This window comes from Pseudidiomarina sp. WS423, from assembly GCF_050750165.1.
Taxonomy (GTDB): Bacteria; Pseudomonadota; Gammaproteobacteria; order Enterobacterales; family Alteromonadaceae; genus Pseudidiomarina; species Pseudidiomarina fusca.
The window spans coordinates 594,308-617,358 of record NZ_JBOJLN010000001.1; the positions used below are offsets into that span (position 1 = coordinate 594,308).

General features: G+C 47.1%; 23 protein-coding genes and 3 tRNA genes. 7 read left to right on the plus strand and 19 right to left on the minus strand.

What is annotated here, in order from left to right:
* The first annotated feature begins 125 nt into the window (after nt 1-125).
* On the plus strand, nt 126-602 hold the full coding sequence (locus ACQ661_RS02715) for a c-type cytochrome (RefSeq protein ID WP_313932102.1): 477 nt from the start codon (nt 126-128) through the stop codon (nt 600-602).
* A gap of 8 nt (nt 603-610) precedes the next feature.
* On the opposite strand, the gene ACQ661_RS02720 is transcribed toward ACQ661_RS02715, so the two are convergent.
* Entirely contained in the window at nt 611-1,243 is a 633-nt protein-coding gene (locus tag ACQ661_RS02720) for a cytochrome b/b6 domain-containing protein (RefSeq protein WP_431667536.1), read from the minus strand.
* 57 nt (nt 1,244-1,300) lie between these two features.
* Between ACQ661_RS02720 and ACQ661_RS02725 the strand changes: the two genes are divergently transcribed.
* Nucleotides 1,301-1,693: a response regulator gene (locus tag ACQ661_RS02725; RefSeq protein WP_313932101.1), complete on the plus strand. Its 393-nt coding sequence runs from the start codon at nt 1,301-1,303 to the stop codon at nt 1,691-1,693.
* On the opposite strand, the gene tyrA is transcribed toward ACQ661_RS02725, so the two are convergent.
* The 6 genes from tyrA to ffh all read right to left on the minus strand — a co-directional run bounded on the left by tyrA (nt 1,658) and on the right by ffh (nt 6,331).
* Nucleotides 1,658-2,785 (minus strand): bifunctional chorismate mutase/prephenate dehydrogenase, encoded by a 1,128-nt coding sequence (tyrA, locus tag ACQ661_RS02730; protein ID WP_313932100.1) that lies wholly within the window; start codon nt 2,783-2,785, stop codon nt 1,658-1,660. The genes ACQ661_RS02725 and tyrA overlap by 36 nt on opposite strands.
* A gap of 102 nt (nt 2,786-2,887) precedes the next feature.
* The gene (gene rplS / locus ACQ661_RS02735; RefSeq protein ID WP_110076215.1) at nt 2,888-3,253 is read right to left on the minus strand and encodes a 50S ribosomal protein L19; all 366 of its coding nucleotides are present in this window, start codon (nt 3,251-3,253) and stop codon (nt 2,888-2,890) included.
* A gap of 20 nt (nt 3,254-3,273) precedes the next feature.
* Nucleotides 3,274-4,050: a tRNA (guanosine(37)-N1)-methyltransferase TrmD gene (trmD, locus tag ACQ661_RS02740; protein WP_110076214.1), complete on the minus strand. Its 777-nt coding sequence runs from the start codon at nt 4,048-4,050 to the stop codon at nt 3,274-3,276.
* Nucleotides 4,050-4,580 carry a ribosome maturation factor RimM gene (gene rimM, locus ACQ661_RS02745; protein ID WP_110076213.1) on the minus strand — a complete coding sequence of 177 codons (531 nt, stop codon included), beginning with the start codon at nt 4,578-4,580 and terminating at the stop codon, nt 4,050-4,052. Before rimM ends, trmD begins: the two co-directional genes overlap by 1 nt.
* 23 nt (nt 4,581-4,603) lie before the next feature.
* Entirely contained in the window at nt 4,604-4,852 is a 249-nt protein-coding gene (gene rpsP, locus ACQ661_RS02750) for a 30S ribosomal protein S16 (RefSeq protein ID WP_110076212.1), read from the minus strand.
* A 105-nt stretch (nt 4,853-4,957) separates the two neighbouring features.
* Nucleotides 4,958-6,331, minus strand: a complete 1,374-nt coding sequence (gene ffh / locus ACQ661_RS02755) for a signal recognition particle protein (RefSeq protein ID WP_110076211.1) — start codon at nt 6,329-6,331, stop codon at nt 4,958-4,960.
* A 127-nt stretch (nt 6,332-6,458) separates the two neighbouring features.
* On the opposite strand from ffh, the gene ACQ661_RS02760 reads away from it, so the two are divergent.
* Nucleotides 6,459-7,262, plus strand: coding sequence for a cytochrome C assembly family protein (locus tag ACQ661_RS02760; RefSeq protein WP_431667538.1), 804 nt, complete (start codon nt 6,459-6,461; stop codon nt 7,260-7,262).
* Nucleotides 7,263-7,381: 119 nt separating this feature from the next.
* Nucleotides 7,382-8,659 (plus strand): HlyC/CorC family transporter, encoded by a 1,278-nt coding sequence (locus ACQ661_RS02765; protein ID WP_110076210.1) that lies wholly within the window; start codon nt 7,382-7,384, stop codon nt 8,657-8,659.
* On the opposite strand, the gene ACQ661_RS02770 is transcribed toward ACQ661_RS02765, so the two are convergent.
* Together ACQ661_RS02770 and gshA are read right to left on the minus strand one after the other, a co-directional pair.
* Nucleotides 8,636-9,259: a hypothetical protein gene (locus ACQ661_RS02770; RefSeq protein WP_313932098.1), complete on the minus strand. Its 624-nt coding sequence runs from the start codon at nt 9,257-9,259 to the stop codon at nt 8,636-8,638. The genes ACQ661_RS02765 and ACQ661_RS02770 overlap by 24 nt on opposite strands.
* Nucleotides 9,256-10,872 carry a glutamate--cysteine ligase gene (gshA, locus tag ACQ661_RS02775; protein WP_313932097.1) on the minus strand — a complete coding sequence of 539 codons (1,617 nt, stop codon included), beginning with the start codon at nt 10,870-10,872 and terminating at the stop codon, nt 9,256-9,258. The genes ACQ661_RS02770 and gshA overlap by 4 nt, the downstream gene beginning before the upstream one ends.
* 240 nt (nt 10,873-11,112) lie before the next feature.
* Here gshA and ACQ661_RS02780 point away from each other — a divergent pair, with 240 nt between their 5' ends.
* Together ACQ661_RS02780 and ACQ661_RS02785 are read left to right on the plus strand one after the other, a co-directional pair.
* Complete coding sequence (locus ACQ661_RS02780) at nt 11,113-13,206, plus strand: response regulator (RefSeq protein WP_431667540.1); 2,094 nt, start codon at nt 11,113-11,115, stop codon at nt 13,204-13,206.
* Entirely contained in the window at nt 13,203-13,376 is a 174-nt protein-coding gene (locus ACQ661_RS02785; protein ID WP_181394933.1) for a hypothetical protein, read from the plus strand. The genes ACQ661_RS02780 and ACQ661_RS02785 overlap by 4 nt, the downstream gene beginning before the upstream one ends.
* 93 nt (nt 13,377-13,469) lie before the next feature.
* Here ACQ661_RS02785 and ACQ661_RS02790 read toward each other — a convergent pair whose 3' ends face one another.
* The 9 genes from ACQ661_RS02790 to ACQ661_RS02830 all read right to left on the minus strand — a co-directional run bounded on the left by ACQ661_RS02790 (nt 13,470) and on the right by ACQ661_RS02830 (nt 21,016).
* Nucleotides 13,470-14,600, minus strand: a complete 1,131-nt coding sequence (locus tag ACQ661_RS02790) for a sodium ion-translocating decarboxylase subunit beta (protein ID WP_110076206.1) — start codon at nt 14,598-14,600, stop codon at nt 13,470-13,472.
* Nucleotides 14,601-14,604: 4 nt separating this feature from the next.
* Nucleotides 14,605-16,404, minus strand: coding sequence for a sodium-extruding oxaloacetate decarboxylase subunit alpha (gene oadA / locus ACQ661_RS02795; RefSeq protein ID WP_431667541.1), 1,800 nt, complete (start codon nt 16,402-16,404; stop codon nt 14,605-14,607).
* A 24-nt stretch (nt 16,405-16,428) separates the two neighbouring features.
* On the minus strand, nt 16,429-16,650 hold the full coding sequence (locus ACQ661_RS02800; RefSeq protein WP_110076204.1) for an OadG family protein: 222 nt from the start codon (nt 16,648-16,650) through the stop codon (nt 16,429-16,431).
* 274 nt (nt 16,651-16,924) lie between these two features.
* Nucleotides 16,925-17,001: transfer RNA gene (locus ACQ661_RS02805), tRNA-Arg, on the minus strand.
* Nucleotides 17,002-17,045: 44 nt separating this feature from the next.
* Nucleotides 17,046-17,122 (minus strand) — tRNA-Arg (locus tag ACQ661_RS02810).
* A gap of 19 nt (nt 17,123-17,141) precedes the next feature.
* Nucleotides 17,142-17,234 (minus strand) — tRNA-Ser (locus tag ACQ661_RS02815).
* A 193-nt stretch (nt 17,235-17,427) separates the two neighbouring features.
* A complete protein-coding gene (gene csrA / locus ACQ661_RS02820) occupies nt 17,428-17,622 on the minus strand; it encodes a carbon storage regulator CsrA (protein WP_110076203.1) in 195 nt (64 codons plus the stop codon).
* Between the two features lie 226 nt (nt 17,623-17,848).
* On the minus strand, nt 17,849-20,449 hold the full coding sequence (gene alaS / locus ACQ661_RS02825) for an alanine--tRNA ligase (protein ID WP_431667542.1): 2,601 nt from the start codon (nt 20,447-20,449) through the stop codon (nt 17,849-17,851).
* A 78-nt stretch (nt 20,450-20,527) separates the two neighbouring features.
* Nucleotides 20,528-21,016, minus strand: a complete 489-nt coding sequence (locus ACQ661_RS02830) for a regulatory protein RecX (RefSeq protein ID WP_153826744.1) — start codon at nt 21,014-21,016, stop codon at nt 20,528-20,530.
* Nucleotides 21,017-21,100: 84 nt separating this feature from the next.
* Between ACQ661_RS02830 and ACQ661_RS02835 the strand changes: the two genes are divergently transcribed.
* Entirely contained in the window at nt 21,101-21,817 is a 717-nt protein-coding gene (locus ACQ661_RS02835) for an SIMPL domain-containing protein (RefSeq protein WP_153826743.1), read from the plus strand.
* 40 nt (nt 21,818-21,857) lie between these two features.
* On the opposite strand, the gene ACQ661_RS02840 is transcribed toward ACQ661_RS02835, so the two are convergent.
* Nucleotides 21,858-22,895, minus strand: a complete 1,038-nt coding sequence (locus ACQ661_RS02840; protein WP_431667543.1) for an agmatine deiminase family protein — start codon at nt 22,893-22,895, stop codon at nt 21,858-21,860.
* Nucleotides 22,896-23,051: the final 156 nt, after the last annotated feature.

Sequence of the window (23,051 nt, forward strand, 5' to 3'; positions counted from 1 at the left end):
TTCCCCTTAATAAGGTTTTGTGATTATTATCATGCTACAGTAAATTGAGTCTTATCAGTGTGCAATCCATTTAGGGATGAAAAGCGTACTGCAAACGTTAAATAGCTAAAATCAAGGAGATTATTATGCGTTTAAAATCAGCTCTGTGGTCATGTCTAAGCGGCATTGTAGTGTTTGGTGCGGTAGCTTTCAGCCCGGTGCAAGCACAACATGCCTTTAATGATGCCGATAAAGCCGTAGAATATCGTCAAAAAGCACTCTCGCTCATGCAAAATAACTTTGCTTACCTTGGCGATATGGTGAAAGGTGATATGGAATTTGATGGTGAAATTTTTAAAGCTCGAGCGGCAGATTTTTCAGCCTTAAGCGCTATGCCTTGGATTGGCTTTAGCCAAACTGGTGCAATGCCAGGTAATAACAGCGATGCTTTACCTGCCATTTGGGATAATTGGGACGACTTTATGCAGCGCGCCGAGTCATTTCAACAAGACGCTGCAGCCTTAGCTGCGGCAGCGGAGTCTGGTGACCAAGGTGATATTCGCAAAGCCTTTATGGCCGCGGCGAAAAACTGCAAAGCCTGCCACGACCAATACAAAGACTAAACCAATACTTAGTTAATGAAGAAATAGAATGCGGTAGCCAGTGCGGCTACCGCTATTATTGCCCACCAAGCATTGACCAAACGCGGCGCTGCTACCCCTTCTCGTTTGCCGTGAATCATGGCCGCAACTAAGTTAATGCCGCGTAAGCGATAGAGAATAATTGCGACAACATGCAACACCACAACAGCAATCAACACATTAAAGTTATCTTTGTGAATACCCGTTAAAAAATCTGACAAGTCACCGCTTACAGCACTAGCCAGCGGGCCACTAAAGAAAATCTCATCATCGGCAAATAACCCTGTGGTAAATTGCACCAACAATACTAGCAGTAGAGCAACGACCGCCCAGCCACCAGCTGCATTATGAGTATTGCCTGGTTGATACTGTCCTTGCCCTAATTCTTTGAAGTGCTCAACGACTGCAGCAGGGCCTTTTACAAAGCGACTAAAGCGTGCTGATTCACTACCGAAAAGGCCCCACAGTATGCGTGCAACGATTAAACCGCCCAATATGCCAGCCAACTGTAAGTGACGTTCCATTTCACCCTGCTCGGCGGTCCACCAAAGCGCTACCACTAAAGCGACCATCAGCCAGTGATTAAGCCTCACGAATGCGTCCCAAATTTTTACCCGTTGCATTTTCTTCTTTCCTTCTGTTCAATAGCTAGTAACAACAATCAATCATAGGAGTACCCAATGACCGCAGCAAACGCTCACTCAGCACCCGCCAAAGTCTTGGTAGTTGATGATGACTTTATTTCGCTTGAAGTGCTCAAAGCTATGTTAAGTCATTATTCTGTCGAAATTATTACCGCTCAATCTGGTTCCGAGGCTGTTGCTAAAACACTAGCTGAACGGCCTGCTTTGCTTCTCCTAGACCAAGAGTTACCGGATTTCACTGGCCTTGAAGCCTATTGCAAAATCGTTGCGGAGTTAGGTGATGACGCCCCTCTAGCAGCCATGATCAGCGGCCATAGCACAGCCGAAATAAGCGCAGAATGCCAAACGATTGGAATCAAACATCAGCTGACTAAACCGGTATCTCCCACCCAATTAGCTGATTTGATGGCTATCGCCAGCGGTATCTAACAGCCGCTGGCTATCGCTTAAAAAGCGCTCGGCAAATTCGCCAAAATACTCGCGCACACGAGTAAACTCTTGTAAAAATTCATCTTTACGACCTTGTTCGAGCCGCTTTAGTTCCATTTCAAAACGCTGAACATAACGCCTTAACATAGCAATATTATTCGGCTCAGCCAGCAATATATCGGCGTACAGCTCGGCATCTTGGGCAAACAGACGCCCTACCATCATCAGCTCGAGGCGATAGATTGGTGAACTTAAATCTAATAACTGCTGCAGATCAGCTTGTTCTGCGGCTAAATGCGAACCATAGACAAAACTAGATAGGTGTCGCAGTACCTGCACAAACGCCATCGCTTGGTCATGTGCTGCTGCTGTGAGCGCCTTAATATGGGCACCCCAGCGTTCAATGCTTGCTAATAGCCATTGGTATTGGTCTTCATCACGACCATGGCAGGCCACCACTAACTGCTTAGCTAGGGTGACTTGTTTGGGGCCAAACATTGGGTGAAGGCCCACAACAGGGCCACTATGTTTGGCCAACATGGCATTCAAGGGTTGCCGCTTTACACTGGTTAAATCTGCCAAAATACAACCTGGAGGCAAGCTGGGTAATGCTTCAATAACAGTCAAGGTATGAGCTATAGGCACGGATATCAGCACTAAATCTGCTTGCTCGCAAAAATGCTCGGCGTGCTGCCAATCGTCTTTATCTAGTATGAGTACCTTAGCGCCAGCAGAGCTAAATAAACGTACGAAAAGTTGCCCCAGCGCCCCGTTACCACCAACTATCACTACTGTCTTGTCATTTAAATGCACATCTGCCGCTTGCTGCTGTTGATAAGACTCGCGAATAATGCGGCGCAGCACATCTTCAATAAGATCGGGAGAAAGTCCAGCTTGCTCCGCTTGTTTGCGCTTCGCTACCAGCATGCTTGCTTCTCGTTCGGGAACATACAATGGCTGCCCTAATTGGCGTTTCACCACCCCCACTTCTGCTGCAAGTTGTCTGCGTTTAAGAAGGATCTGAACCAATTCACTATCGGTGTTATCAATGGCCTCGCGCAGTTGCTGCAAGTGCTGCTGTGGATCTAACATGGAAGGCTACCTCATGCATTATTGGGGGAGTGAATCATGTGCTTATTTGTACCATAAAAAAACCCGCCAGCGGCGGGTTTTTCGATATAAGCTTGAGCTAGCTTATTTAGCTGACAACTTCTCACGGATACGTGCAGATTTACCTGAACGCTCACGTAGGTAGTAAAGCTTAGCGCGACGAACCGCACCTTTACGCTTAACTACGATGCTATCAATGATTGGGCTGTGTACTTGGAAAGTACGCTCAACGCCTTCACCGTTAGAGATTTTACGAACGGTTACTGCGCTGTGTAAGCCACGATTACGTTTTGCGATAACCACACCTTCAAATGCCTGAACGCGCTCACGGTTACCTTCAGTTACTTTAACATTAACGACCACTGTATCGCCTGGCGCGTACGCCGGCAGGTCGGTTTTTAATTGCTCGTCTTCGATCGCTTTGATCAAATTCTGACTAACTTTTGCCATAATAGCCTCACTTGCCTAGATTAACTGCCCGATTCGTTATCAGTTGCAACTTGTTGTTGATCAATAAAATCATCTAAAAGTCGCCGCTGCTCGTCAGTCAGAGCTAGGTGATTAATTAATTCAGGACGTCTTAACCAGGTACGACCTAGTGATTGTTGTAGACGCCACTTGCGTATATTTTCGTGGTTACCGCTGAGCAATACAGCAGGAACCGCCTCACCATCTAAAACTTCTGGTCGTGTGTAGTGTGGGCAATCTAACAACCCGGTGGCAAAAGAATCTTCGCTAGCTGAATCTTGATGTCCTAAAACTCCAGGAATCATTCTAGCAACAGCATCAATTAACACCATGGCCGGTAATTCACCACCACTTAACACGTAATCTCCAATCGACCATTCTTCATCAACATGACGAGTAATCACTCGTTCATCAATGCCTTCGTAGCGACCGGCGATTAGGATAAGTTGGCTATACTGAGCTAATTGCTTAACTCCAGCATGATCCAACTTGCGACCTTGAGGTGATAAATAAATCACCTTAGCATCGGCCCCAAGCTGCTGTTTGGCTGCTGCAATCGCATCAGTGAGCGGCTGCACCATCATTAACATGCCTGGCCCGCCTCCATAGGGACGGTCATCAACGGTACGATGCCGATCGTGGGTAAAATCACGCGGATTAATCAGATGAATATCCAATAACCCGTCACGAACCGCCCTGCCGGTCACACCGTTGTCGGTAATGGCTTGAAACATTTCAGGAAAAAGGCTAATCACCCCTACCTGTAATTGTTTAGTCATTAAAAATCCGACGGCCAATCAACAATAATGCGCTGAGCTGTTTTATCTACTGACTGCACATATTGACTCTGAATAAACGGAATCAAACGTTCAGTGCGACCAAACGCATCATTATTGTTCGCTTTCACCACCATCACATCATTCGATGCTGTGGCCATAATCTGGTCAACTACCCCCATGTTATAACCGTCAGTGTTCACTACAGTCATACCAATCAGGTCGCGCCAGTAAAATTCATCCGCTGGCAATTCTGGCAATTGTTCTGCTGGGATAATGATGTCAGCACCAGTCATTAAATGAGCTTGGTCCCGATCTTCAATGCCAGCCAACTTCGCAATCAGTCCTTTATTATGTCGACGCCATTCTTCGACCGTGACTGTTTGCTGCTTGCCTTGGATTACAATTTGCCAAGGGCTGTATGTAAAAATGGCTTCCGCATCGTCGGTATAGCTTTGCACCTTAAGCCAACCTTTAACACCGTATACGGCACCAAGTTGACCAAGTACTACTGTTTCAGATGTTGTGCTCATAGCTACCTAATGCGCAATAAAAATTAAGCCGCTTTGCGAGCGTCTTTAACTAACTTAGCTACACGCTCAGATAAAGTCGCGCCAGTACCAACCCAGTGGTCAACACGATCTAAATCTACGCGTAAGGTTTCTTCTTGACCACGAGCTAGTGGGTTGAAGAAGCCTACATTTTCAATAAAACGACCGTCGCGGGCATTGCGACTGTCAGTAACTACCATTTGGTAGAATGGGCGTTTTTTAGCGCCACCACGTTGTAAACGAATGGTTACCATTACGTTCCTCGATACAGTTTTAATGTTAAGTAAATAGTAAAAGCTCCGACCTAGGTCGAAGAGCCGCGCAATTTTACCGAAATTTGTGCGAAATGCAAGTTTTGTCTAGCGTTTGGGGAACATGCCTGGCGGTAATTTACCACCCATGCCACCTAGGCCGCGCATCATTTTTGCCATTCCGCCACCTTTCATTTTCTTCATCATCTTTTGCATCTGCATAAATTGCTTCAGCAATTTGTTCACGTCTTGCACTTGAGTACCAGACCCAGTCGCGATTCGACGCTTGCGAGAGCCCTTGATTAAATCTGGATGCTCTCGCTCTTTCGGAGTCATGGAGTTGATGATAGCCTCCATCCGAACCGTTACTTTATCGTCAAGTTGGCCTTTCATTTGTGCTGACATATTGCCCATCCCCGGCAATTTATCCATCAGCCCCATCATGCCGCCCATATCACGCATCTGCGCCAACTGGTCACGGAAGTCTTCTAACGAAAACTTACCTTCTTTCATGACCTTTTTGGCTACTTTCTCAGCTTTTGCTTTATCAACTTTTTGTTCTAGCTCGTCAATCAAGGAGAGCACGTCGCCCATCCCTAAAATTCGCGAAGCTACCCGCTCAGGATGGAACGGTTCTAACGCAGTATTCTTTTCGCCAACCCCCAAGAACTTAATGGGCTGGCCAGTAATATGACGAATCGATAAAGCAGCACCGCCGCGAGCATCACCATCTGTTTTAGTCAGCACCACCCCGGTTAATGGCAGCGCTTCGCTAAACGCCTTAGCGGTATTTGCCGCATCTTGACCAGTCATGGCATCTACCACAAACAGCGTCTCAATTGGCTTGATGGCCGCATGCAACTGTTTGATTTCCGCCATCATCTGTTCATCAATTGCGGTTCGTCCGGCAGTATCCACCAACACCACATCCATAAACTTTTTGCGGGCATGCGCGATGGCAGCCTCGGCAATGGCAACAGGCTGCTGACTTATGTCTGATGGAAAAAACTCAACTTCAACTTCCGCTGCTAGGGTTTCTAACTGCTTAATCGCTGCAGGACGGTAGACGTCCGCACTCACCACTAACACTTTTTTCTTTTGCTTTTCGCGTAAATAGCGCGCTAGCTTACCCACACTGGTGGTTTTACCCGCACCTTGTAAGCCAGCCATCAACACCACGGCCGGCGGCTGCGTAGCTAGGTTAAGTGGGACATTGCCATCCCCCATCGCATGCTCAAGCTCTTTTTGAACAATCTTTAAGAACACTTGCCCTGGCGTCAGGCTTTTATTCACCTCAGCACCCACAGCTTGTTCTTTTACCCGTGCGACAAATTCACGCACCACCGGTAACGCCACGTCGGCCTCGAGCAGTGCCATTCGCACTTCACGCAAGGTTTCTTTAATGTTTTCTTCCGTTAATCGACCACGCCCGCTGATGTTGCGTAACGACTGGGATAAACGTTCACTTAAATTTTCAAACATGCCAATGCATCCACTTTCTATCTGGGTTGTTGACCATATTGCGCCGAGTATATCTTAATTCAAGCAAAGTTTCCTGATCCTATTGGGTTTAGCAACAACAATGCATATACTAGGTTTACTTGTTTCAATGCTGATGATACCTATGATTATCTTGCTTTTAATTACGTTAGCTCTCTATGTGGTTAGCGCCATTGTGGTTTGGCGAGGTCTCACCCGTGCTCAAGCGGTACGCTGGCAGTGGTTATTGCCGTTTGCGGCACTGCTTTGTCATGCTGGCTTATTATGGAGCTACCTGAAAAGTGACGACTTTGAGCATTTGAATATAACCAGCAGTTTAAGCACCGTAGCGTTTTTATTGAGCGCGCTCACTTTAGTTAAGAATAAGCGTGCCAACAGCCTGCTATTGCGTCCTATCATTTACATTTTTGCCGCAGTCAGTCTGGTGCTGATGGTAGCTAGCCCGGTTAATTGGGGTGCTAGCGTTGATATTGCGAATGGTCTAGCCATTCACATCGTCTTGTCACTACTGGCCTACGCAGTGCTAGTACTCGCGAGTTTATATGCGGTACAAATTCTTTATCTTACCTATTTACTCAAACATCATCGCAGTAACTTACTAACAGGTTACTTTCCGCCGCTCATGACCGTAGAGCGTTACTTTTTTCGGTTGGTTGCGACCGGTACCTTGATGTTGTTGTTGGCTATTAGCAGTGGCTTTATCTTTCTCGACAACATGTTTGAACAAGGTCAAGCTCACAAAACCATCCTTACCTTCATCGCGTTAATCATCTACGCCATGGTGCTATTTTTCCATCGTGTTAGAAAGGTACGCGGACGCAGCTTAGTTATCGCTAGTGTGGTTGGTAGCGGTATTCTGACACTCGCTTATTTTGGTAGCCGCGTGGTGAGAGATATTCTGCTTTCGATGTAATCATTAACGCAAATTTACTACCCATACGCATTATTCACCGCATTTCAACGCTATCTGCTTGACTTGATTAGTGGGGTGATTAAATTAGACCTAATTATTTTAAAAACAGGTAAGTTTTTTTGGACGCAATATCAACCTCAACCCTAGTCATCATGCTGGCGGTTTTACTTATTTGCTCAGCATATTTTTCGGGTTCAGAGACTGGCATGATGTCGGTCAACCGTTATCGACTAAAACATTTAGCACAACAAGGACACCCCGGCGCAAATCGCGTTCAGTTTCTGCTTGACCGTCCTGATCGTCTGATTGGCCTGATTCTGATTGGCAACAACTTAGTCAATATAGCAGCGTCTTCTATTGCCACGATTCTTTGTATTCGACTCTTTGGTGATGCCGGTATTGTTGTTGCAACTTTTGGCCTGACCTTACTGGTATTAATTTTTTCTGAAGTTACCCCCAAAACTATTGCTGCGCTCCATCCAGAGCGCGTTGCCTTTCCTAGCTCGTTGCTACTCAAGCCTATGCTTACGCTTCTTTATCCGGTAGTGGCGTCAGTAAACTTTATTACCAATGGTTTTATGCGCATGCTTGGAGTTAATCCAGCGGCCGCTGGTAGCCAAGACGCTCTCAGTTCAGACGAGTTGCGTTCCGTAGTGAACGAAGCTAGCTCGATGATTCCTAGTAGTCACCAAGAGATGCTATTAAGCATTCTTGATTTAGAGAAAGTGACCGTGGAAGATGTGATGGTACCACGTGCAGAAATCGCCGGTATCGATGTGCAAGATGATGTGAAATCGATGATCAAACAGTTGAGTCAAAGCCAACATACTCGACTGTTACTGTATCGCGGTGAAATTGATGATGCGATTGGTTTTTTGCATGCTCGCGATATCATGCAACTGCTCACCAAGAACAACCAAGAAACCGATAAAGCTGAAATTATTCGTTCGGCACGGGATATCTATTACATCCCTGAGGGGACCCCACTCAACGTGCAATTGCTGAAGTTTCAGCGCGCCAAAGAGCGCATTGGTCTGGTCGTTGACGAATACGGCGATATTCAGGGTTTAGTGACCTTAGAAGATATTCTCGAAGAAATCGTTGGTGACTTTACTACTAGCATCGCACCGGCACCGAGTGAAACGGCGCAACTGCAAGCTGACGGCTCAGTATTGGTAGAAGGTGTGGCCAATATTCGTGATTTAAATAAAGAAATGAATTGGCAGCTGCCTACCGATGGACCAAAAACTGTCAGTGGCCTGATCATTGAGCAGCTGGGCGATATCCCACAATATCCGTTGTGCTTACGCATCAATGGCCACGCCATTGAGATTGTCGAGAGTACTGACAGCTTAGTTAAACGGGTGCGTTTTTTAGCCGAAGAACAGACGCCATAACCAACCACGTTGTAAGTCTTCTTCACAGCCTCGTAGTTGCTCCCCGTAACGCGAGGCCCGCTCAGCGACACGTTTTGAGGTGTTAACTAACCACTGTTTGTTGCGGTAGGTACCGCGTTTATAGCCGCCCCACCCTTCGTGATAATTTAAATACTGAGCGTAGGCATCCCATTTAGATACGCCATTAACTTGGTGGCTTTTATGAATAAACCATCCCATGAAATCAATCGCATCATCAAAATTATCGCGCGAGGACCAGCTGTTTCCCGTTTCGCGTACGTAATCTTCCCAGGTCATTGTTTTTGCTTGTGAATAACCGTAGGCACTACTGACCCGTCCCCAAGGAATCACCCATAACAGATAATCTCGAGGCGGCAAAGCATCGGCTTTGAACGAGCTCTCTTGGTACATGATGGCCATCGGCACTTGGATCGGAACGCCCCACTTGTCGCGCATGTTAGCGGCTGCATCGTACCAATCTCGATTCTCATAAAAGATCTTACATAAATTTTCAGGTTCTTTCGGTGGCGGTGTAGCACACCCACTTAACAGAGTTGCTACTAAAGCCGCCACTACCCCTGCTGCTACCCGTACCTTCATGCCATCTCGTCCGTTTGTGCTTGGGGTGCAGCACTTTGTGCCGCCGACGCAAAGTATTCCGTTAGAAAATCGCTGAAGCTAGTGAGTTCATCTTGCTGTTCAAGTTGCAATTGTGCATCTAGCGAAGCTTCACGCAAGCGCTCAAATTCCGCTTCAGTAAAATATTGTAACGGCCGTTCTAGCAACTGCGCTTTGTAGGCGTGCGCCAAGCGCATCCCAACTTCAATGTTATCTAAACCTTGTTCTAACAACTGCGCCATAAATTGGCCAGACAAGGTGAGTTCAGGGTTCAGTACGGCTCGATATTGATCAGCTACCGTCTTCGTGTAGTCATCCGTTGCATGAGCTTGATCAAATAACTTAGCTAGGCTCTGTAAGTCGGCAAAAATATCTTCTAACCAGTCAGCAATCGGGCGTTCATAATCACCATCAAGCAAAGTTAGGCGCGGGTTACGACCATCCATAACCACCCGATTAAAATTCTTATCCGCCACTACCTGTGCATCCCAATCCATAGTCGGGCTTGGCTTTAACACGCAATACATGAGTAGCATATCTAAAAAACGCATTTGCGCTGCGGTTATACCCACATTACTAAAGGGGTTCACATCCAATGCACGAACTTCAATATATTCAACCCCAGCTCGAGCTAATGCTTGCGTTGGCGTCTCACCAGCACGAGTAACTCGTTTGGGTCGAATCGGTGAATAAAACTCATTTTCGATCTGTAGAATATTGGCATTGAGCTGGCGATAAGTATCTCCATCTTTTACGCCAATTTTGGCAAATGCCGTCGAGGGTGTGGAAATCGCCCGACGCAAACCAGCCACATACTCGTTCAGCGAGTTGTAGGTGATTTTTAAATCCGCTTGTTCTTTATTGGTGTAGCCTAAGTCACTCATTCGTAATGAGGTGCCATAAGGCCGATACACAGTACCTTTGCCAGTTTCACTAAAGTCCATGTTGCCTTCGGTATGGCGCAAAAAAGACTTACAAATGGCAGGTGAGGCACCAAATAGATAAGGGATAACCCAACAGATCCGCTTGTAGTTACGAATCAAACCAAAATATTTCGCAGACACAAAATCACTGGTTAAGGCCACCTGCTCTTGCTCAGCAAGGATCTCCCAGACACTATCGGGTACCGAAAAATTATAATGCACTCCAGCAATAATCTGCATCGCACCGCCGTAACGATGAGTCAAACCTTGTCGATACAAGGTCTTCATTTTGCCGCTATGACTTTGCCCATACTGAGCAATCACAATGTCGCTTTCTTCACCCACAAAACATGGCATACTCAATGGCCAAAGCAGCTCGTCAGCTAAGTGCTGATAGGTAACCGTATGAATATCTTCAAGTTGCTGCAAGGTAATAGCAATATCAGTGCTAACTGGAGTAATAAACTCCATTAAAGTTTCAGCGTAGTCGGTAGTAATGAGTGGATGCGTTAACGCTGCTCCCAAAGCTAATGGATGAGGGCTTGGCGCCAATTTCGCTTGGGTGGTTATGCGCAATGCTTCGCGTTCAACACCACGCTGAATATCGCGTAAGGTTCCGATGTTCTCGGCGGTCGCTAACAGTGCGACGCTAGTGGCAAATTGTGACTGCAAAATAATTCCCTGCCTTGCTTAAACGAGCAAAGTTAAAGCCAACGATGTGTGCGCACGAAACCTGCAGAAAAGCATGCAACGGCAGTTGGGTTTAATTTTGCTCATAAGGTTGAACGACATCCCGAAATACTAAAGCTTTATCGCTCGTTAGTCTATGAAAGTATAGCAACTACCACCATTGGCACAGTGCCTAACTCGTGGCATCATACCAAGACTAGTAGCGCATACGGTGAACCTACCATGACAACTTTGAATTGGCTAAAGCGGCTGGGGCGCAAAGTAACTGCGGCATCTCATACGCAGCAAGACGCCGAACGGATTGCTATTAAAGAGCAAGAACTTGAAGCAGCGGCAGCAGCCAACCAAGCCAAGAGTGAATTCCTAGCTAATGTCAGCCATGAAATACGCACGCCTATCAATGCCATCTTGGGGATGACCCAGCTCTGCTTAAAAACTGACTTACACGACCAACAACGCGGCTATTTGCGCTCTATTGAAAACTCGTCAAAGACCTTGCTGGGCATTGTTAATGACATGCTCGACTTTGCTAAAATAGAGGCCGGCAAACTCAGTATTGAACATATCCCCTTCGATTTAGAAGAAGTACTCAGTAACTTAGCGGATATGTTTGCCTATCGCGCTTACGATAAAAATCTAGAGTTTATTATTAACCTCCCCACCAACATTCCTAAGCGTTTGATTGGTGACCCACTGCGGCTTAATCAGGTGCTAGTTAACTTGGTGAGTAACGCCATCAAATTCACCGAGCACGGTGAAATTGTCGTAGCTGTAACCCTGCTTGACCGCAGCGATCAGGATGTCTACCTACGTATTTCAGTCACTGATACTGGGATTGGGATGAACGAAGCGCAACGCGCTCAGTTATTTAATGCTTTTACCCAAGCTGACACTTCGACGACTCGCCAATATGGTGGTACTGGTTTGGGCTTGGCAATCAGCCAGCGCATTGTAAAACTGATGAATAACCACGGCTTAGGGGTATTGAGTAGTGTCGGTCAGGGCTCAACTTTCTTTTTGGAATTGAGTCTGCCCACGCAAACTGAGTTTAATCAAAACGGTCATGAATCTTTGCAAGCTCGATTACAGGGCAAACGGGTTCTGGCCATTGAGGATAATTTAACCACCCGCGAAATGCTCACGGAGCTATTACGCAGTTATGCGGTGGCAGTAACCACCTGTAGAAGTGCGGAAGAAGCCTTGCAGTGGCTCGAACAAGAAGACTTTGATGCCGTTATTGTCGATTGGCAGTTGCCAGGTATGGACGGTTTAAGCTTCTGTCAGAACGTGTTGCGCCAACCAGAACAAGCACCTCGCTTAATTCTTGCTACCAGCTATCATGCTCAAGACATGATAGCTCAAGCGAAACAGCTTGGCGTGGCTGAGTACATTGTTAAACCTTACACCAGTTCAGCACTGCTGCGAGTGTTATGTTCGGCATTAGCACTTACAACGGAAACCACCATGCAGCCTCACCAAGGGGTACCATGTGATCTCTGCAATGCACCTGTGTTACTGGTAGAAGATAACGATATTAATCAGATTATTGCCAAAGAAATGCTGACTCATGCCGGCTTAGTCGTAGACTTAGCAAGAAATGGCCAAGAGGCTGTTGCTAAGGTAGCCGAAAAGCAATATGCCTTGGTATTTATGGACATACAAATGCCGATTATGGATGGCTTAACCGCCGCCGAAAAAATTCGCGCACTGTATTCCTACCAGCAGCTGCCTATTATAGCCATGACTGCCAATACCAGTAGCGAGGACATTGAACGCTCATTAGCCGCTGGTATGCAGGACCACATTAGCAAACCTATCGATGAGCAACGATTATTACAAGCCATTAATAAGTGGTGTGTACGCGGTGATTATGCAGCTCAATCAGCTCAGCCCACAACAACGCCTACTACGGTAAGCAACAACAGCCGTCAACGTTATCCCAATCACCGAGATATCGACTTTGCTAGCGCGCTAGACCGCCTCGGACATAATATTCCGCTTTATCAAAGTTTAGTGGAGCGGTTAACTGAGGAATACCAACAAGCACCGCAAAAAATTGTCGAGTTTTTAAGTAAAGGGCAACATGATCAAGCTCGACGCTTTTTTCACTCACTTAAAGGTGCTGCAGCGAACTTAGGTTTAACCAGAATTCATTTGGTGGCAAAACAACTAGAAGAAAGTATGGCGCAAGGTGCTATTGACCAAGTTGCTGACCAAATCGTGAAACTTGATCCCCTGCTTGAACAAGCACAACAGGCTGCTAGCGACTTAGCTTTGTGGCATCAACACCAGCAACAAAATGGAGACACGCCATGATCCGCCTCTTATTTTTAATTCCGTTGGTGCTGAGCATCGCTTGGTTTATCTACTTACGGGTTAATGGCTGGACCTTCAAGCAAGGTCTGCGAGGCTTTATTTATATTGCGATAGTTAGCGGTTTTATTGCGCTTTTCTATAGCTTAATGCTGTGGCTAACCGGTCGATAAAAATGAATCCAGCTCACAGAGTTCCGTGAAACGTGACTCTTATGAGCTGGAAACTATCAGTTAACTTTAATTACCCATTATCCAACCGGCTCATTAACCGACTAATGCTAGCAAAATACCAGCTGCTACTGCTGAGCCTAAGACCCCTGCGACGTTTGGACCCATCGCATGCATTAACAAAAAGTTCTGAGGATTAGCCTCTAGCCCTACTTTGTTAACCACTCGAGCGGCCATTGGCACCGCAGATACACCGGCTGCACCAATGAGTGGATTAATCGGAGTTTTACTAAACTTCGCCAGCACTTTGGCCATCAATACTCCTGACGCCGTACCTACGGCAAAGGCGACTGCACCTAGCACCAAAATACCTAGGGTTTGCACTGACAAGAATTCTTCGGCTGATAACTTGGAACCGACCGCCAAACCTAAGAAAATAGTGACAATATTGATCAGTTCATTCTGCGCCGTTTTACTTAAGCGTTCGACCACTCCGGCCTCTCGCATTAAGTTACCCAAGCAAAACATTCCTACCAGTGGCGTGGCCGTTGGCAAAAATAGCAAGGTTAAAAGTAACACTGCAAGAGGGAATAAAATCTTCTCGCGGCGGGCAATCGGCCGTAATTGCTCCATTTGAATCTTACGTTCAGCTTCCGTCGTAAACAACTTCATAATTGGCGGCTGAATGATGGGTACTAACGCCATGTAGGAATAGGCAGCCACGGCAATAGCCCCCAGTAAGTCTGGGCTCAACCGTGAAGCAAGGAAAATAGCGGTAGGTCCATCAGCACCACCAATGATGGCGATAGCTGAGGCATCCGCTAAACTAAAGTTGAAGCCAGGAATGAAGTTTAAGGCAATCGCACCCAGTAAGGTTGCAAAAATACCAAACTGAGCCGCAGCACCAAGCAATAACGTCCGTGGATTAGCAAGTAAGGGCCCAAAATCCGTCATCGCCCCCACGCCCATAAAAATCAACAGCGGGAACACGCCCGTTTCTATACCAACGTAATAGACGTAGTAAAGTAAGCCACCAGGCTCATTAAAGCCGGCCTGTGGGATGTTGGCTAGAATAGCTCCAAAACCAATAGGGAGCAGCAACAAGGGCTCAAACTTTTTACTAATGGCAAGATAAAGCAACAAGGCACCAACCGCCATCATCGCCGCTTGTCCCCAAGTAAAAGCTGAGATTGCCGTGCTATCCCAGAGAACTAATAAGCGCTCCATGCTGTTACCTCAAGGTTACCAGAATATCACCAACACTCACGCTATCACCTTCTTTTACCAGAATATCGGCGACGGTTCCGGCTTGGTGGGCTTTAATGTCCGTTTCCATTTTCATCGCTTCAAGAATGATAACAACATCACCTTCAGCTACCTGTTGACCTGGCTTGACCAGCAGCTTAAACAGGTTACCAGCTAAGGGCGCCTTGATTTCTGCCGTAGCGCTATCTGCTGCGGCAGCAGGTGCCGTTGTTGCGGTTGATTCAGCAGCGGTAGCTGAGGTAATAGTGCCGGAAGGCGCCACCTCTACTTTGAAGCGCTTGCCATCGACTGTGACATCGTAACTAGCTGCCTCGCCAGTACTACTTACACTTGGCTTATTATTCGCAACCGCCGGCGCTGACGGCTCCTGTGCTTGCAATTGCGGAGCCGGCTCGAACGCATCTGGATTGCCGCGATTTTGCAAAAACTTAAGACCAATTTGTGGGAACAACGCATAAGTAAGCACATCGTCGATCACCGCATCAGCAAGCTTAATGTCCTTTTCTTGTGCAAGCTGGTTAAGCTCATCAGCTAAGCTATCCAACTCGTTATCAAGCAAATCAGCTGGGCGGCAGGTAATAGGCTCTTTACCTTGCAGCACTTGCGCTTGCAGCTCTTTGTTTACCGGGGCTGCAGTGGCGCCATATTCACCCGTCAAAACACCCTTCGTTTCTTTGGATATCGACTTATAACGCTCACCACTAAGCACGTTAAGCACAGCTTGGGTGCCGACAATCTGCGACGTTGGTGTCACTAATGGGATAAACCCAAGATCTTCACGTACTTTCGGGATCTCCGCCAATACCTGATCAAATTTATCTAAGGCGCCCTGCTCTTTTAGTTGGCTCTCCATGTTTGTTAACATGCCACCTGGTACCTGAGCTAACAAAATACGCGCATCAACGCCCTTTAATGAGCCTTCAAACTGGGCATACTTTTTACGCACATCACGAAAATAACTGGCGATTTCTTCAAGCTTATCCAAAGCTAAACCGGTATCACGGTCGGTCCCTTCAGTCATAGCAACAATGGTTTCAGTGGCTGAGTGGCCATAAGTCATGCTCATTGACGAAATGGCGGTATCTAACATATCAATGCCCGCATCAATGGCTTTCTGATAGGTGGCTGTGCTTAAACCGGTCGTGGCGTGGCACTGCATGGCGATAGGGATATCTACGGCTTGTTTTAACGCACTAATGAGCTCAAATGCTGGCTCCGGACGCAATAACCCTGCCATATCCTTAATACAAATAGAATCACAGCCTAAATCAGCCATTTGTTGCGCCATCGTCACCCAAGTATCTAAGGTATGCACCGGGCTCACGGTATAAGAAAGCGTACCTTGGGCATGTCCTTCAACAGCTTTAGTAGCTTTAATGGCTGCCTCTAGATTACGCACGTCATTCATAGCATCAAAAATACGAAACACATCAACGCCATTCTCTTTGGCTCGCTCGACAAAGCGCTTTACCACATCATCGGCATAATGACGGTAACCTAATAAGTTCTGGCCACGCAAAAGCATCTGCTGTGGCGTTTTCGGCATGGCTTTTTTCAATTCGCGAATCCGCTCCCACGGGTCTTCGCCCAGGTAACGAATGCAGGCGTCAAAGGTTGCACCGCCCCAAGATTCCATTGACCAATAGCCCATATTATCAAGCTTCTCTGCTATCGGTAGCATGTCATCTAATCGCATTCTAGTTGCTAACAGCGATTGATGAGCATCACGTAAAACTAGCTCGGTTAACTGCAACGGTTTTTTCATCCGAGGGGTCCTCTTATTCTTTTATTAGTGATTGCGACGGTACTGATGCACTGCTGCTGCAATCGCAGCATATTCAGCAGCGTTCGGCGCAGAGGTGGCGGGGGTATTGCTGGTGGTCGTTACTTCCGGCGCATCGGCCAGTTTACGTAACACCGCCATAGCACCTATTAATAGGCTCAGAAACGCAAATACTGTGACCATACCGGTCACCATGATCATTAAAGCGTCAGTAAAGAGCTCTCCCATGACTTACCTCTTTTGTTAAAAAGATATCAACATCCTAGCTGAAAAGCAGAATAACACAAAGTAGTTCATTACGAGACTTATCACGGGCTATACGAGTCATAAGCGGGAGTTATAGGTTTTTAAGCAACAGATTCGAAGGGTTAGGTTTGAATTTATGGATAGATGAGTGCGATGTTTGCGTACTGGAGATTTATTTGGATAACTTTGGAATAATTTTGGGATAATTTTGGGATAATTTTGGGATGATTCTGGAATAACTAAGGAGGAGATGAAGTGGCGCACTCGGGAGGACTTGAACCTCCAACCGCTCGGTTCGTAGCCGAGTACTCTATCCAATTGAGCTACGAGTGCACATTCATATTGATAAGACGATTTGCATTTTGCTGTTGAAACAATGGCGCACTCGGGAGGACTTGAACCTCCAACCGCTCGGTTCGTAGCCGAGTACTCTATCCAATTGAGCTACGAGTGCGTTGGTTTGTTTCACAAAATGGCGGTGAGGGAGGGATTCGAACCCTCGATAGAGCTACAAACCCTATACTCCCTTAGCAGGGGAGCGCCTTCAGCCTCTCGGCCACCTCACCGCTTGTCTTGTGGCGATGAATGATAGCGACCTTGAAAAATATGTCAAACAGTTTTTTCTATTTCAGCGTTCGTTTGTGGGATTTTTAGGCATCTCGACTAAATTTTCCACACAACCGCTAATTTAGAGTGTTTTGCTAGCAATCGCACAATCAAAAAAGCTGACCCGTGGGCCAGCTTTCAGACATTACTCTATTAAGGCTCTTCAGACTTGTCGCCGTCTTGATGTTCTGCCTGAATTCGATTGTATATTTCTTCGCGATGTACTGAGACATCTTTAGGTGCATTGACGCCAATACGAACTTGGTTACCTTTCACACCAAGTACCGTAACAGTGACATCGTCACCTATCATTAACGTCTCACCCACTCTGCGGGTTAAGATTAACATGTGCCCACTCCTTCCCTACATCCAATTTCCAGACGGTTTGGCATCACACCTCACCGCAGTTTCAGCCTTTCTTAAAGTCGTATCAAATATATCACAAACGTTATAATAGTCACGCACCCTGTGCGTTTTTGTGCAGTTGGATATAAACCGATGTTCTTTATTCTAACAGGCTTTATCTATTTGCACACCCGCACAGGGATGTTTCCGAACATTTTCAGGCGACCATCTATCGCAATAATTCAGTAATCTTCTCTTTAGCCGCGGCTAACGCAGCTGGGATCTGTTCTGGATGTTGTCCACCGGCTTGCGCCATATCTGGACGACCACCGCCTTTGCCACCAACCGCTTGTGCTGCGGTGTTAACCACATCGCCAGCTTTCACTCGTTGGGTCAAATCTGACGTGACACCTACGATTAAACTTACTTTATCGTCGGTGGCGAGGGCTAGTACCACCACACCACTTTGCAGCTGATTTTTCAAATCATCAACCATACTGCGTAATGCCTTAGATTCTACGTTATGTACTTGCGCCACGATCACTTTAACATCGTTTATTTTTTCGGCACCAGCCACTAAATCAGAACCAGCATGAGCTGCTAGCTGTTGCTGCAGTTCAGTTATGGTCTTCTCCAAGCCTTTGCTGCGCTCTTGCTGTTGGGTGATACGTTCAACCAAGTGCGTCCAATCCGTTTTGAACAGTCCAGCAGCCGCTCGTAGCTGCTGTTGTTGTTGCAAGGTGTATTGGCTTGCAGCCATACCAGTAACGGCTTCTATCCGGCGAACACCCGAAGCTATACCTGCTTCACTAACAATACGCAATGAACCAATATCACCGGTTCTTTCCACGTGGGTACCGCCGCACAATTCCATCGAAAAATCGCCCATACGAACTACGCGCACTTGATCATCGTATTTTTCGCCAAACAAAGCCATGGCGCCAGCAGCTTTAGCAGCATCAATTGACATCAACTCAGCTTGCAGTGCGTGATTACTAACTATCTCTTCGTTAACTTGGCGCTCAATAGCATCTAATTGAGCTGCGGTTACTGGTTCGAAGTGAGAAAAGTCAAAACGCAAACGCTCAGCAGTAACCAAAGAACCTTTTTGCGTCACATGCTCACCAAGTAGATTACGTAGCGCTGCATGCAATAAGTGGGTTGCTGAGTGGTTTCGTTTTATCGCAGCACGGCGCTCAGCATCAATATGGGCTTGTACCGAGTCACCAAGGTTGATGGCAGCTGTGGTGTGACCATGATGAGCAATTGCTTTGCCGATATATTGCGTATCGGTAACAATAAATTCGCCACCATTAACGATGAGCTTACCAGTATCGCCAATCTGGCCACCGCTTTCGGCGTAAAATGGTGTTGCCGAAAGTACCACAATACCCCGTTGCTCGGCGGCTAAATGTTCTACTTGCTCACCATCAGCGAACAACTCAACCACCTGTGCGCTACCAGCAACCTGATCGTATCCTGTAAATTCGCTGCGCTGCGCGGATTTTAAACGCTCGTTATAATCCATACCAAAATTAGACGCTTGCTGAGCGCGCTGACGTTGTTCGTCCATCGCTTTGGCAAAACCTGCCTCGTCTACCGTCAGCCCTTTTTCGCGCGCCATATCAGCGGTCAAATCCATCGGGAAGCCATAGGTGTCATACAGTTTAAACACCAAATCTCCTGGCAACACCGAGCCTTCTAACTCGGCTAAGGCATCGTTTAAAATGGTTAAACCACGCTCAAGTGTTTTACCGAACTGTTCTTCTTCGCGCTTCAGTGCCTGTTCAATCACACTTTGCTTATCAACCAACTCGGGATAAGCCTGGCCCATTTGCGTCACCAACTCGGTGACCAAACGGTAGAAAAATGGCCCTTTGGCACCTAGCATATTGCCATGACGAACTGCTCGCCGAATGATCCGGCGCAATACATAGCCACGACCTTCGTTAGACGGCTGCACCCCATCGGCAATCAAGAAGCTACATGACCGAATATGATCCGCAATAACGCGCAGCGACTTGCTGGTTAGATCTTCCGTACCGATAACTTTTGCCGCTGCTGCAATTAACGCCTGAAATAGATCAATGTCGTAGTTACTGTGAACATGCTGCAATACGGCGGCAATACGCTCTAATCCCATCCCCGTATCCACCGACGGCTTCGGCAATGGCAGCAAGGTGCCATCCGCTTGACGGTTATATTGCATGAATACTAGGTTCCAGATTTCGATATAACGATCACCGTCTTCTTCTGGTGTGCCTGGTGGGCCACCCCACACCTCAGCACCATGGTCGTAGAAAATTTCAGAGCAAGGACCACAGGGTCCCGTATCACCCATGGCCCAGAAGTTATCTTTGGCACCAATGCGCGAAATACGATCTGTAGGCACGCCAATTTCTTTGGCCCAGATGTCGTAAGCCTCATCATCTTCAGTAAAGACGGTCACCCATAATTTCTCTTTTGGCAGTTGCAATACACCGGTCAAAAATTCCCATGCGTATTGAATAGCTTCGCGTTTGAAGTAATCACCAAAGCTGAAATTACCTAACATTTCAAAAAAAGTATGGTGGCGTGCAGTATAGCCAACATTTTCTAGGTCGTTATGCTTTCCACCGGCGCGCAGACAACGTTGCGATGAGGTCGCTCTAACGTAATCTCGTTGCTCATCACCTAAAAACACATCTTTGAATGGCACCATTCCAGCATTGGTAAATAGCAACGTGGGATCGTTGCCAGGAATCAATGACGCCGAGGCGACTCGCTGATGACCTTTACTGGCAAAATAAGCAAGGAACGCTTCACGGATATCGGCACTGGTCATACTCATTGACTACTTCCTACGAGAAATTGGGTGTAAATGAATTAAAAGTTAGCGCAAAATCCTATCACGATTCATAGGGTACGCCTAGTCTGCCGCAGCGTCTGATTGACGTTGCAGAGCAATTTTTATGCTATCAAAAGAAAAACCCCGTTGTAACAAATGGCGAATCATTTTATCGCGTTGTTTTTGGTCCACCGGAGGCTGCTCACCAAATTTCTTGATGAGCCGCTGATAGCATTGCTGATGCCAGTCTGGCTGGTGCGCCAGCAATACTTGTTGTAACAGCGCTTCACTAATCCCTTTTTGTTGGGCTTGCGCCTGTATTTTTCGCACCCCATCGCCTTTTTCTAAGCATTGCTTAACCCAGCTTTCGGTAAACCTTTGATCACTTTGCCAGCCCAATTGCTGGGCTTTAGCAAGCGCTGCTTCTAATGGTTGCTGGGTAAAGCCTCGCTGCCGTAGTTTTTGCTTCAGCTCTAAGGCACTGTGTTCGCGACGGGCTAACAGTCGCAGCAGTACCTCTTCGGCCTGCTGTTGGTTAAGTTCTTGAGCGGTCTTTTTAGTATCAGTCATAAAAATTCAACTTTTAGCCTTAGTTGCGGTCCAACCATTTAATCAACCACACAATGGTAGCAAATAACTATCAAGGAATAAGCTATGTCACGGATTTCTAACTTAACTAAAGTTTCTCTCTTGCTGCTCGGCAGTACTTTTCTGTTGGGCTGCCAGCCCGCTTCTAACGCACCTTCAGCGCCGGCACGTACGATCCAAGTAAGCGGTGATGCTAGCTTAGTTGAAGTGCCTGACCGCATGCAATTTACGCTTTCTATTGGTCAAGAGGGACAACAACTGGTTCAGCTGAAGCAAACCGTAGACACTATCACCGCTGCGCTTTTACAACAATTAGAGCAACTCAATATTGCGAAGCAAGACATCAGTTCTTACCGACTCTTTACCCAACCTATGTATCACTATGACAACAACAAACGCGAGCTTAGCGGTTATCTTGTGTCACGTGAAATGAACATAGTGCTCCGTAATCCAGATCACTACGATAGTATTGTTGAATTTGCCCTCGCCCAAGGCGTGACCGATGTTGGCATGCCTAGGTATGATTTTAGCGATGCGCGGGCGCGGTATGATGAGGCCTTAGCAGCTGCCATTTCAGTGGCGAAACAAAAAGCAGAACTGATGGCGTCAGCGGCTGGCGCAGAGCTGGGCGAAGTGGTGCAAATTAGCGAGCATAGTCAAGCACCGAGAGCGGTCAAAACGCAAGCGGTTGAGGCCTTTAGAAGTAGAGCCATGGCCGATGTCAGCCTACCAGGCACCACTCAAATTGAAGCTCGAGTAAGCGTGAGTTTTGCATTACGCTAACGGGCGCCGCTATCTATTTCAGCCAACCTATAGCGGTCACTTAAGTTGGAATGGTGGCCGTCATGCAATGTAAACCACCTCCTGCTTTGATAAATTCGTCGGCAGCGGCTGCCAGTACCGATCGTTTACCAGCCCACTGCTGCATGATCTGTAGCGCCTCAGCATCGCTGGGTAAGCCAAACTGTGGCACTAACATACACTGCGTCAGATTAACTAAATTAACATAGCTGGCTAATAACGGAGTTGTGCCCCGAACTTTGACACCAGGTTGGCGCCTGATACTGGCAAATTCATCTGGCTCTGGGACAATCGCAGCAGGTTGCGGTAACACCAGAATATGATATGGCTCGCCGCAGACATTGGTTAATTGTCTTAATTGCTCTAACTGTGCAGCGTAATGCTGATACCACGGGCTTGAAGGCTGCGGTAAGCTGGTGACAAGGGTGTCAGGAGCGATAAATTGCGCATGATTATCGACATGGCCGCCAGTCTCATCCAGCGGATTAGCCCAGCGCAGCCATACAATTTGCTGAAGCTGTAACTGCTGCTTTAAATAGGCTTCTATTGCAACGAGTGGCCATTGCGGATTGTTACGCTGCACGCTGGCTTGATGTACGATTGCGGTGCCGGCACCATCCGTTGTGATCGCGCCACCTTCTAGTACCAGATCATGAGCGATAAAACGTTGGCACAAGCGCCGTGCCAGTTGTTTAGCGAAAGCTTGGTCTTGCTGAAAATCAGGGTACAGCCCATGCCAAGCGGTAAACTGAAAACCGTGGGCAAACAATTGCTCGGAACCGCCCCACTGCGGTGCGGTATAAAGCGGTGTGATATCTCGTGCCCAAGCATCGTCATAATTCAGCGCTAGCAACTCGACCGTTGCCGGCAGTTGGGTGCGAGCATACTCCAATTGGGTAGGATGGCAACCCACGAAAATATTGCAATAGGGAGCTGCTAATTGCACTAATTGCCGCAATTGTTGCTGGGCAGGTCGCCCTTGTAAACGCCATACATCATCACGATAAGGCCACAGCAACAACAGCGTCTGTTGTTGCTGCCAATCAGCTAATAACCCCATCCTTATTGGTTACGAGCTTTGCCGGATTGCTTAGTTTGTTGATGCTGAGTACCTTGCCGTGAACTAGGTTTGCCGGTAGCTTTACCAGTGCCTTTGCCCCGTACTTTACTAGGCCGATTGCTAGAGCGGCCACCAGCTCGCTCTTGCTGCTGCTCA